This is a genomic window from Bacteroidota bacterium (assembly GCA_020402865.1).
Taxonomy (GTDB): domain Bacteria; phylum Bacteroidota; class Bacteroidia; order Palsa-965; family Palsa-965.
Genome location: JADBYT010000009.1, coordinates 184,109 through 197,004 on the forward strand (window position 1 = coordinate 184,109; position 12,896 = coordinate 197,004).

Sequence of the window (12,896 nt, forward strand, 5' to 3'; positions counted from 1 at the left end):
CGCGATGAGTTTTGAATATCCCTGGATGTTGCTGCTGATGCTTGCCGTTGTTCCGGTGTGGCTGCTCTTTATGTATTCAGTGCGTAAACGGCAGGAGCGTTTAAACCGTTTTGCCGACAATGTGCTGATGCGTCGTTTGCTCAAAGGCGATTCGCCGGCGCTGCGCAACTGGCGGTTTGTATTGCTTTCCGGGGCACTGCTTATTGTTTTGTTCTGCGCATCGGGGCCACGCATACGCGGTGGAAAGGAAACGGTAGTACTGAATGGTGTGGATATTCTGTTTGTTATTGATATTTCAAACAGCATGCGCGCCACCGATCTTCAGCCCAACCGCCTTGAACGAACCAAACTGGAAGTAGCCCGGCTGCTTCAGCAATCAGAAAACGACCGCTTCGGGATGGTAGTATTTGCCGGAAGAGCCATACCGCAACTTCCGCTCACCAACGACAAAGGCTCGGCTTTATCGGTAATTGAAGCACTTTCTACCAACGACATCATGCGTCAGGGCACCAATATTGAAGAAGCCGTACAAATGGCCGAACGTTCATTTGGCGATGACGGAAAAGCACGTGGCATGGTCATCATCAGCGACGGCGAATCACATGAAGGCGATCCGGTGGCTGCGGTGCGCGAACTGGCTGCAAAAAAGAATGTCGTGGTATCTTGCATTGGCGTAGGATCGGCTACCGGTTCTACCATTCCTGAAATTGATATTCATGGAAAGGAAGTGGGAGATAAAGTGGATGAGTCCGGACAAAAAGTGATTACCCGGCTGAATGAAGAGTTGCTGCGTAACATTGCCTCGGCAGGTGGTGGCACATACGTGAAAGCGAGCAGTGCTGATTTTGGACTGGGGCAGATATATGGTAATTTGCAGAAACTGAATAAAACAACGTCCTACATTGAACGTTTCACAAATTACCGCACGCTTGTTCCCTGGCTGCTCATTGGCGCGCTGGCGCTGCTGATTGCCGAAATAATGCTGCCCGAAGGCAAACGAAAACAAACTACATGAAAACGCTTTTCTTTTTTCTGTTTGTGCTATTGCTCGATACTGTGGCTGCGCAGAATGCCGATTCGGTATTGCGCGATCCGTGGCGGCATACACGTGCGGGCAATGACGCCTACAAACAGGGAAATTTTGACGATGCCGGTAAACGTTATGAACGAGCTATCAACCTCGACACCATTACGGTTAAACAGGCTGCGCGATATAATCTGGGCAATGCGCGTTACCGGCAGAAAAACTTTGCCGGTGCAGTAGAAGCCTATACCAATGCGATGGAAGGAAACAATGCCGATACGCTTTCGCGCATTTATCACAACATTGGAAACAGCATGGTAAAGCAGGAACAGCTTGAAGAAGCCGCCAATGCCTACCGCGAAGCACTGCGCAAAAATCCGAACGACGAAGACACACGTTACAACCTGGCCTGGGTGCTCGAAAAACTCAAAGCGCAGCAAAAGAAAAATCAGCAGCCTCCGCCCAACAAACAGAATCAGCAGCAGGAACAGGAGCAAAATCAGGATCAGAACCAGAATAATCAGCAGCAGCCCCAGCAGCAGATGATGACGCAGGATGAGGTACAGAAAATGCTGCGCGTAATGCGCGATCAGGAACAGCAAACCCGCAAAAAAATGCAGCGCAGCCGGCAGCAATCGGGCAGATCACGCCGTTACAGTAAAGACTGGTGAAAAAGGCTTGGTACATAAAGCTCTTTCTGTTTGCGGTGGTGTTTGTGCTGCCTCCCCGGCTTATTGCACAAAAAAACAAAGCCGTGCTTTCGCGCAAAACAATCAGCATGAGCGAAACCACCGAGCTTACCATTACTGCCGAAGGCGATCAGATCATTTCCGCTTTTTCAGGACCAACCTCGCCCGGTGTAATGGTGATCAGCAATTTTACACAGCAGAATAATGTAAATGGCCATGTGCAGGTGGTGCAGCATTTTGTATTGCAGCCGCTGCAGCCCGGCACATGGACACTGGGGCCTTTTGTGGCTCAGGGCCGGCGCGGGCCGGTGCGTATTCCGGCTGTCACTCTTGTGGTTAAAGGACAGCCGGTTTCGGCAGGATTCAGCGGAAAAGAAATCTTTCTGCAAAGCGATATTGCCGGCCGAACATTTTACGAAGGCGAAGAAATTGCCGTGAATGTCAGACTGTATGTACAGGAAAACTGTGCATGGAGACAGGGTATGATGCCGCTTTCATCGCCTTCGTATGTCGGTTTCTGGCACGAACGAGGTCCCGAAGGCATCCGCTTTGATGATACGATGATTGTAAAAAACGGGAAACGCTACTTCGGCAGCACACTGCTGCGCGAATTCCTGTTCGCCTCACGTACCGGCACGCTCACGATCCCGGCTTTTGAATATGAATGCATGCTTATTTCGGCAGTGTCAAACGGCTACCAAACTGAAACGCCTGTAAAACTGCTCAGCGATCCGCACAACCTTCAGATAAAACAGTTTCCTGCCGGCGCACCGCCCGGTTTCAGCCATCTCGCCGGTGCTTTCAACCTGCGTGCCTCACTCGATAAACCACGCGTGAAAGCATTTGACGTGGTTACACTTCGCATAACCATTTCGGGACAGGGCAACCTGCGTACGCTGCAACTGCCTCCGCCCGTTTTGCCCGACAGTATTGACCTGCTCCCCGGCCGCAGCGACGACAGTACGACAGTAACTGCGTTCGGGGTGCTTGGCTACAAGGTTTTTACCTGGACCCTCATCCCCAAACATCCCGGCAAATACCTGCTCGATTCGGTGAACTTCGTGTATTTCAGTGCTGACCGTAACACGTACATCACCCTCACCACACCACCTTTCGAACTGCATGTTGATCCGGCCGATCCTTCCACACTGGCTGATGCCGGCTCCGCCCAAAACACAGATACCGGCAGCCCTTCGAACGAAAACGGTCTTACCTGGTTGTATCTGGGGCTCATCGTTGTGCCGGTTGGCGCCCTGACATGGCTCTGGTGGTGGAGAATGCGCAAAAGAATCCGCACGGAAACACCACGCCCCTCACCCGCTCCTGATGTACCCGTGGCATCCGCAACACCGGTGATGCAGCTTACACTTGCACAACTTACCCGCGAACTACGCCAGCAGGCTCCTGCCGAGTTCATCCGAACACTCTATACCTGCTGGCACAACGAGTTATGTCACCTCGCCGGAATTTCATCACCCAGTGCCTCCATACATACAATCCGGTATGCGCTGAGCCTCAAAAATTACCCCGACACGTTAGTGGAAGAGGCACTTCGTCCGCTCGAAGCACTTGCACTATTGCGATTTTCGGAGCCCGACGAGCAAACTTCCCGGTACTGGCTGGAAGAATGCCAGCGCCTGCACAACCTGCTTAAAGGCTGATTTTACCCCAATCTGTTTTTACAGCTAAGATGATTTAGATGGCCATTTATACAATTCCTATCAGGCTTTACTGTTTTTTGAACTATATTTCACGTGGCAAACTAAATCCCATGAAACAAATTACCTTTCTAACTTTTACGGTTAGCTGGCTCTTTGCCCTGTCCTTACAGGCTCAAAGTGGCACTACTCCCGTAAACGGACAAAACCCCATGTCGTCCGCTCCGGCCAGTCAGCCCCAGACCCAGTCTGTGGTAATTGGCAACCCGCCCACACCGCTGGACGGCAACGCGGCGCTCGGCCCCACGTATTCCTTCAGCGATTGCGGATTAAATTATACCACCGCCAGCGCCAAACTCGGGCAACGTATTTCGCCCGCCGGTGTACCGCAGCCAGCCACATTTACCATTTCCGGTATTCCGGCCTCAGCGGTAATTGTTAAGGCATTTATCTGGTGCGACGCATCGGGTACAGGCGTTCCGATTACACTGAACATTACCAATCCGTTTTTTGTAACCCAGACTTTTCCAATGACACTGATCGGAAGCGATCAGGACAAATGCTGGGGATACAGTGGAACGCACAGCTACCGCGCAGACGTAACCGCTATTGCCTGGGGTAACGGGAACTACACCATTAGCGGTTTTCCCACAGGTTCGCCGGATGATGTGGACGGAGCTACCATGATGGTGATCTGGAGTGATCCAACCGCCACATTTCAGGGTGATATTGTAATCTGGGATGGCGCTCTGGTAATTAATGGTGGTAATACAAGCACCACAATCAACAACTTTACAGCCTGTTCGTTGCAGGTAAACAATGCCCGTGCATTTATGTGCGTGGCCGATTTGCAGGGGCTTGGTTCGCAGCTCACACTTAACGGTGTATTTCCGATTACGGTGGTGGAAGACTGGTGGAATTATATTGATGTAGCCACAACGGTTACACCCAGCCAGAACTCATCGGTATTCGGAAACAGTTCGGGCGGCGATTGCTATAACATGTGTATGATCGGGCTTTATTTCCAGAGCACCTGCCAGACCTGTTGTGCCAATCCGTTTACACTGAATATGGGCTCCACACCAAGTTCGTGTTCGGCAAACAACGGCACAGCCACCGCCACACCCGTTGGCGGCACCGGACCGTTTAGCTATACATGGAATACATCGCCCGCACAAACCGGACAAACAGCAAGTAACCTGCCCCCGGGGCAATACATCGTAACGGTGTCTGACTCGCTTGGATGTTCGGCCACGGATACGGTTGTTGTAAATGGCATTGGCGCACTCAACATAACTCCCTCTCAGCAAAACGTGGGCTGCCACGGAGGGGCCACCGGCTGGGCACTGGCGCTGCCAAACGGCGGCAATGCGCCTTATACGTATGTCTGGACTACACCAAACGGCAACGACAGTATTGCCACCAATCTCACAGCGGGCACTTACACAGTAACCGTGAGTGATAATTTTGGCTGCGATACCACGCATGTGTTCACGATTACCGAACCTCCGCTCGTACCACTTGTGGCTAACCTCACCGGCACAAGTGCAATTTGTATTGGCGCTCAGGCTACCCTTACTGCAACCGCCTCCGGCGGAAGCGGAAGCCCCTACACCTACACCTGGCTAAACGCCACAGGCACAGGCAATACAGCTACCGATTCGCCCACAGCTACAACTACTTACAGTGTGGTAATTAACGACACATGCGGCACACCCGCCGATACTGCTACATGGACTGTTACCGTAAATCCGTTGCCGGTAATTACGGTTTCGGGCACTCCGCTGCAAGGCTGCCCCACTCTCTGCCCTGATCTCACGGCCACCTCAGTACCGGCGGCAGTAACCGTTGCATGGACATTTGGCGATAACTCAACCGGTACCGGCAGTCCTGTAAACCATTGTTATGCGCAAACCGGCACTTATGATATTACTGTGGGCGTGCAGGATGTAAATGGGTGTATCAATAACATTTCTTTACCTGCTTACATCACCGTTCATCCTGTACCGGTGGCGGGAATAGGCATTCTTTCTCCCCAGCCTGCCACACTCGAAGAAGCAACCATTGTGTTTGATGATTTAAGTCAGGGCAGCGACTCCTGCGTATGGTACACCGGAAACTCAAACATGGTTGTGCTCAGTAACTGCGGTGATTTATCCTATACGTATGATGCCATTGGAATTTATACTGTCAGCCAGGTGGTTTATAACCAGTATGGTTGTATGGACTCTACATCCACCACAGTAGAAATTATTCCGCAGTCGATCTTGTATGTGCCCAATACATTTACACCCAACGGCGACGGAAAGAATGATTTCTTTACAGCCTATGGTCAGTATATTGAAAACTTTAATATGCTGATTTATGACCGCTGGGGCAATCTTATCTACACCACCAACGATATGACGAAAGGCTGGGACGGACGAGCCAATGGCGGAAAAGACATTGCCCAGATTGACACCTACGTTTATGTAATTACCTACAACGAATCATACGGCGTGGCGCGCAAATACAAAAAGATGGGCCACGTAAATCTGATCCGGTAAACCCTTTTCTTATTTATCCTGCCTAAAGACGGCTGCTTCAGTTCATGAAGCAGCCGTCTTTCTAATTTACCCACGGGACAGAAAAATCATTTTTCCATATGGAAAAAATACCTGATGATTTTTTTAATATCAGAATTACAATTCCACGGGTAAAAACAGAATTCTATTACTACAAGGCAGTTACCCTGCATCTGTCAAGCCTTTGAACGCCTGTTAATAACCCGAACAGCAGAAATTGCTGATTGATGCCTCAAAAAAGCTATAGTACCGCTAAGGGGTATCAGACATGCAAATGGGCTAACTCACTGACAACAAAGCATATCATTTGCTTTTCATTTTCTGTTGCAGTAAATTTCAACTATGTTCTTTAACCAGAACATCCGAAACCAAAGCTATTTTCTTTGCATTCTGGGGTTCAAAGCAATCATTCCGCTACGCAGGGTTTGATACTTCCTCACTGATTGCTAAAGCGTATTGCACGAAAAGGGCCGAGGCTTCAGCCAGAATCACACACACATCAAAACCTGGGCTGTATGAAGCGACTTTTACACACACTTTTAGTTTCAGCAGTAATTTTCGGATCTGCACTCCCCGTTGTAGCACAGCAACAAACCGGATGTCCGGGTATTCCCGGAGCCTGCGGTTATCCGGCACAGCAGGTACAACGCAGTGGCCCCTCACAGCCCGCGCCTCAGAATGGTAACGGTACGCTCGGTCAGATTTACAATTTTTCGAAATGCGGTTTGGGGTTTGTGCAGGCATCTCAACGTTTGGGCCGTCGATTGCCGCAGCCGGGTGTTTTGCAACCCGCTACATTCGCCATCAGTGGTATCCCGGCCTGTGCGGTAATTGAACAGGCCTATCTCTGGGCCGAAGGCTCAGGCACCGGCATGGCACAAACAGCCACCATTACCAATCCGGCCAACACCACGCAGGCCTTTCCGATGGCACTGGTGGGCAGCGGCCCCGACAAATGCTGGGGATATGCCGGTTCACATACATACCGTGCCAACGTTACTTCAATCATCAGCGGAAACGGAAACTACATCATCAGCGGTATTCTTACCAACCCGCCCACAGCCGGTAATGATATGGATGGTGCCACTCTTATGATTATTTACAGTGACCCCACCGCCACATTTACCGGCACCATGATCATTCACGACGGTGCCGTGGTTGTAAACGGCGGCACCACCACACGCACACTAACCGGCATGAACGTATGCCAGAATGTAACTGCCGCCAATGCAACAGCATTCTGCATGGTGGGCGATATTCAAATGGCCGGCCAGAACCTGACCATGAACGGCACACCGGCACCCTTTGCATGGAACTGGTGGAACTATGTACAGGTAGGCACTACACTTACCACCGGCCAGACCACCGCCAACTATACACTCACATCGGGGGGCGACTGTTTTAACCTGTGTGTAATCGGTATGTACTATCGTACAACCTGTGTACCGTGTACAACTTCCGCACTGGCGGTAGCGCCTACTACCACACAAGCTACCTGCAACAACTGCAACGGAACGGCTACTGTAAATGTCACGCCGGCGGGCAGCTACAACTATTCGTGGGCACCATCGGGCGGAAATGCGGCTACAGCTACAGGCTTATGCCCCGGCACATACACCTGTACGGTTTCCAATGCCTGCAACACGGCCACCGTAGCGGTTACTATTACTTCGAATGGCGGCGGGTTAACTGTAGCCAATACGGCACAAACCAATGTTGATTGTTTTGGCAACTGTGTAGGTGCCGCAACTGTTTCCGTTACGGGAGGTAACGGGCCGCTAACCTATTCGTGGGCACCAAACGTGAGTACCTCGGCCACCGCGTCGAATCTCTGCGCCGGAACCTATGTGGCCACTGTAACGGACGGTGCGGGATGCTTTGACACAGAAACAATTACAATTACACAACCTCCTCTGCTCACTGCCACACCCACGCAAACCGATGTGCTTTGCTTTGGCGGCAACAGTGGCTCGGCTACAATTACTACCAGCGGTGGTTCAGGTAACAACACCTACACGTGGGTGCCCAATGCGGCCAACACCACAAACGGCAATGCCAATACCGCCACTGCCCTTACGGCTACAACTTATGTAGCCACCGTTACCGATGCCAACGGCTGCTCGGCCACCACCACATTCACCATTACCGAACCACCACAACTTACGGTCAGCGTTAGTTCACAACCTTCCACCTGCAACAACAGTAACGGATCGGTTACTGCCACACCTTCGGGAGGAACCGGCGTGTCAACCTATTTATGGACACCCGGCAATGCAGTTACTCAAACGGTAAACAACCTTCCTCCGGGCGCATATACCGTACTGGTAACCGATGCCAATGGCTGTACCACCACCGGCGGTATTTCTGTAATTGCTACTGCCACTCCGGTGGTAAGCATAAGTGCAATAACGGATGTGCTTTGCTACAACGGCAACACAGGTTCGGCTACTGCTGTTAACAATGGGGGAAGTCCGCCCTTTACCTGCAACTGGAGCAATGGCGACACAACCTGGACAGCCAGCAACCTGCCCGCCGGTACTTATACGCTTACCGTTACGGATGCCAATGGTTGTGTGGACACCACATCTGTAACAATCACACAACCCGCACAACTCACCTCCACGCAAATATCGGCTGATGCTGACTGCTTTGGCGCGGCAACCGGCACAGCCAGCATGACCGGCAGCGGCGGAACCGGAGCCTATACATTTACCTGGGTGCCAGCCGCAAACAGCACTGTGAATGGCAATACATCAAACGGCAACAACATGCTGGCCGGCACGTATGTATGCACTGTTACCGATGCAAACGGCTGTACCGATTCGCAAACCATTACCATTTCAGAACCGTCGCAGATGACTGTGCAGATGCAATCCACACCGGCATACTGTAATCAGGCAAACGGTTATGTAAATGCCATTGGTGCGGGTGGCACCGGTAACCTCAGCTATGTATGGAATCCGGGCAACCTCGCCCAGCAATCGTCAAACACAATTCCCCCAGGCATGTACTCGGTAGTTGTTACTGATGCCAATAACTGCACCATTACCGACAGCGTGCAGGTTGCCAATACGCCCGGCGTAATTCTAACCGCCAATGCCCCCACATCGGTAAGCTGCTACAATGGCAACGACGGTGCCGCAAGCGTAACGGCCAGCAACGGACTTGGACAATACACCTATGCCTGGTCGCCCAACGTAAGCACCACCAACTCGGCCTCTCAACTTACAGCGGGCAGTTATGTGGTGGTGGTGTTTGACAGCACCGGCTGTTCGGCAACCACCACGGTAACGGTAACACAACCCGTACAGCTTTCGGTAACGGCTACTGTAAACCCGATTGCTGTTTGTGCAGGCCAGCCGGTAACACTCACCGCATCGCCCTTTGGCGGTACGCCCGGCTATCAGGCCGCATGGTCGCCGGTAAACCTTACCGGTTTGCAGCCCAGTTTTACGCCTACAGCCTCCACACCGGTAACCTTAACAATTACCGACCTCAATGGCTGCACCGCCTCGGCCACCACTACCATCACGGTTAACCCATTGCCCACTCCCCAGTTTGCCGGCGATGTACTGCAGGGGTGTGCTCCGCACTGCGTAAACTTCAGTGAACTCAGTGGATCAGGCAACTGGATCTGGAACTGGGATTTTGGCGATGGCAATACCGGAAGCGGTTCGGGCACACCTAACCATTGTTACACCCAGCCCGGCACTTACAGCGTGCTGCTTACACTTACCGATGCCGTATCGGGGTGCAGCACCACGGTTTCCACACCCAACTACATTACCGTTTTTGCCAACCCCGTTGCAGGTTTCAGCTTCACACCAACTGATCCGAGTATGGTGAATCCCAATGTATTCTTCACCGATGCATCATCCGGAGCCGCCAGCTGGGTATGGAGTTTCGGCGATCTGCTGAACTCATCTTCCACACTGCAAAATCCCTCATTTACTTATCCCGCACCCGGGTGTTACGCAATTACGCAAACCGTTACAAGCGCAGACGGATGCACCGATATCGCCACAGACAGTGTATGCGTAGCAGCTGAGGCCTCTTTGTTTATCCCCAACGCCTTCACACCCGATGGTGATGGTATTAATGATGTATTTATGCCGCTGGGGGTAGGAATTGATGGCACCGATTATCAATTCTGGATTTACGACCGTTGGGGCAATCTAATATTCTTTACAGATAACCCGCAAACCGGTTGGGATGGAAGAGCCAATAACGGTAAGGATATTGCACAGATAGATACTTATGTCTGGCGTTTGAAATATTCTGATGTAACCGGTACAAAACATAACCAGTTGGGCCACGTCTCGCTTATTAAATAAATTAACTGCAAACAACTTCTCCCTTTACGAGGCATGTGGTTTTCCACATGCCTCGTTGTTTTTTGGGGTACCCGACAGCCTTAAAACATCTTCTGGACAGTGTTATATCAGAAGTTCATCAAAAATTATTGCAGGCCAGTACCGGGAGTGCTTTTAAAATTACGTCCATTAATCAAGCCTTAGCCACTAGTAAAGCGCATTGATCTGTTAATTATTCTTTATTATCAACACTTTTTATCCAAAACACGATCTGTCAAATCAGATAATAGAGAAGCCGAGCAGAATTTGAAAACCTGTCTTTTTACTTGCTTTTGCAAATTCGCTGCACTAAATTGCTCGCATTACACCAGAAGGGATCAATTTTTTTTTATCAATATACACAGGCAATATGAGGCAAACGCTACGCTATTTCATATTGTTCGTTGCTATGCTTACAGCTTTTCCGTTGTTCGCCCAGCAACAAACACGCACTACAAACGGCCCGGTAATACCCGGTTTGCCCGGTTACCTTACGGCACAACCGCAGTCGCAAAACGGTCCGTCAAATCCGACACCGCAAAACGGCAATGGTTCTCTTGGGCAGATTTACAACTTTGCCAAGTGTGGTTTGGGTTTTACACAAGCCTCCCAGCGATTGGGGCAACGCTTTACTCCTCAGGGAGTTCCCCAGCCTGCTACATTCACCATCAGTGGTATTCCGGCTTGTGCGGTAATTGAGCAGGCATATCTCTGGGCCGAAGGCTCGGGAGATGGTTCTGCACAAACGGCTACAATTGTAAACCCGGCCAGCACAAGCCAGAATTTCCCAATGACAGTTGTGGGCTCGGGACCGGATAAATGCTGGGGTTATGCCGGTTCGTACACTTACCGAGCAAGCGTAACGCCTGTTATTACCGGTAATGGTAATTACACAATCAGCGGATTATTCACAAGCCCGCCTACGTCGGGCAATGATATGGACGGGGCCACGCTGATGATTATTTACAGTGACCCTACAGCCGCATTCACAGGCACCATGGTTATTCATGACGGAGCCGTAGTTGTTAACGGCGGCACCACTACGCAAAACGTAACGGGCATGACGGTGTGCCAGAATGTATCTACAGCAAATGCTACTGCGTTTTGCATGGTTGGCGATATTCAGATGACAGGACAGACCTGTACCATGAACGGTACCAATGCCCCTTTTGCATGGAACTGGTGGAACTATGTGCAGGTAAACACCGCACTTACAACAGGTCAAACTACATCGGCCTATACAATGACTTCCGGGGGCGATTGTTTTAACCTTTGTGTAATTGGTATGTATTACCGGACAACTTGTACGCCATGTACGTCATCCTCACTCACGCTTACACCATCCAGTACACCAGCCACCTGTTCAAACTGTAACGGATCGGCTTCGGTAAGTGTAACACCTGCCGGTGCTTACACCTACTCTTGGGCGCCCAGCGGTGGCAATGCGGCCACAGCTACAGGCTTATGTGCGGGTACTTATACAGTAACCGTGTCCAATGCCTGCAATACAGCCACAATGGCTGTAACAGTAGGCAGTGCAGGTGGAGGACTTACCGTAAACAGTGGCGGACAAACCAATGTAAACTGTTTTGGTAACTGCAACGGCTCTGCTACAGCAACTGTAACGGGAGGAACCGGACCATACACATATTCCTGGCTGCCAAGCGGTGGCAATGCAGCCACCGCCACCGGTTTATGTGCGGGTACCTATACAGTAAACGTAACTGATGCCAATGGCTGTACAGGCAACCGTGTGTTTACGATTACGCAGCCGCCAGCACTTGCTAACACATTCACGCAGGTAAACGTGCTTTGCAACGGTGGCAACACCGGCAGTGCTTCTGTAACTGCAAGCGGCGGCACACCGGGCTACACATTCTCCTGGAGCCCCGCTGTGGCAAACTCCACAAGCGGAAGTACAAACACCGCTACAGGGCTTGCTGCCGGTACTTATGTGTGCACCATTACCGATTTAAATGGCTGTACATCTACACGCACAGTTACCATTACACAACCGCCGGCACTCACCAATACTTCTACACAGGTAAACGTACTCTGCAATGGTGGCAATACCGGCAGCGCTACTGTTACCGCCAGCGGCGGTACACCGGGCTATACATTCAGCTGGAGCCCGGCCGTGGCAAACACCACCAGCGGCAGTACAAACACGGCTACCGGTTTGGGTGCTGGCACATACGTATGTACTATTACCGATCTGAATGGCTGTACATCTACCCGCACAGTAACTATTACACAGCCGCCGGCACTCACCAACACATCCACTCAGGTTAATCTGCTTTGTAACGGCGCCTCAAACGGATCGGCTACTGTTACGGCAAGCGGCGGTACACCCGGATACACTTTCTCATGGAGCCCCGCAGTAGCAAACACTACAAGCGGCAGTTCCAACACAGCAACCGGCCTCGCCGCAGGCACCTATGTGTGCACCATTACTGACCTGAATGGTTGTACTTCAACCCGTACAATTACAATCACACAACCCGCAGCCCTCGCCAGCACATTCACACAAACCAACGTGCTTTGCAACGGCGGAAACACAGGCAGCGCAACCGTTACAGCCAGCGGCGGCACGCCCGGCTATACATTCA

General features: G+C 51.3%; 6 protein-coding genes. All 6 read left to right on the top strand.

Translation table 11 applies throughout. The annotated features are described in order from the left end of the window. The first annotated feature begins 4 nt into the window (after positions 1-4). Complete coding sequence (locus tag IM638_08050) at positions 5-1,015, top strand: VWA domain-containing protein (protein MCA6362976.1); 1,011 nt, start codon at positions 5-7, stop codon at positions 1,013-1,015. Then, complete coding sequence (locus IM638_08055) at positions 1,012-1,695, top strand: tetratricopeptide repeat protein (GenBank protein MCA6362977.1); 684 nt, start codon at positions 1,012-1,014, stop codon at positions 1,693-1,695. Before IM638_08050 ends, IM638_08055 begins: the two co-directional genes overlap by 4 nt. Next, a complete protein-coding gene (locus tag IM638_08060) occupies positions 1,692-3,374 on the top strand; it encodes a protein BatD (GenBank protein ID MCA6362978.1) in 1,683 nt (560 codons plus the stop codon). Before IM638_08055 ends, IM638_08060 begins: the two co-directional genes overlap by 4 nt. Positions 3,375-3,484: 110 nt before the next feature. After that, positions 3,485-5,917 (top strand): gliding motility-associated C-terminal domain-containing protein, encoded by a 2,433-nt coding sequence (locus IM638_08065; GenBank protein MCA6362979.1) that lies wholly within the window; start codon positions 3,485-3,487, stop codon positions 5,915-5,917. Positions 5,918-6,450: 533 nt separating this feature from the next. Next, a complete protein-coding gene (locus tag IM638_08070; GenBank protein ID MCA6362980.1) occupies positions 6,451-10,269 on the top strand; it encodes a gliding motility-associated C-terminal domain-containing protein in 3,819 nt (1,272 codons plus the stop codon). Between the two features lie 427 nt (positions 10,270-10,696). Further along, positions 10,697-12,896: SprB repeat-containing protein (locus IM638_08075; protein MCA6362981.1), on the top strand; the 2,200-nt coding region annotated here is incomplete at its 3' end.

Coding starts and splice junctions, on each gene's coding strand:
- IM638_08050 (MCA6362976.1), top strand. CDS start 5: ATGAGTTTTGAATATCCCTGGATGTTGCTGCTGATGCTTGCCGTTGTT.
- IM638_08070 (MCA6362980.1), top strand. CDS start 6,451: ATGAAGCGACTTTTACACACACTTTTAGTTTCAGCAGTAATTTTCGGA.
- IM638_08055 (MCA6362977.1), top strand. CDS start 1,012: ATGAAAACGCTTTTCTTTTTTCTGTTTGTGCTATTGCTCGATACTGTG.
- IM638_08065 (MCA6362979.1), top strand. CDS start 3,485: ATGAAACAAATTACCTTTCTAACTTTTACGGTTAGCTGGCTCTTTGCC.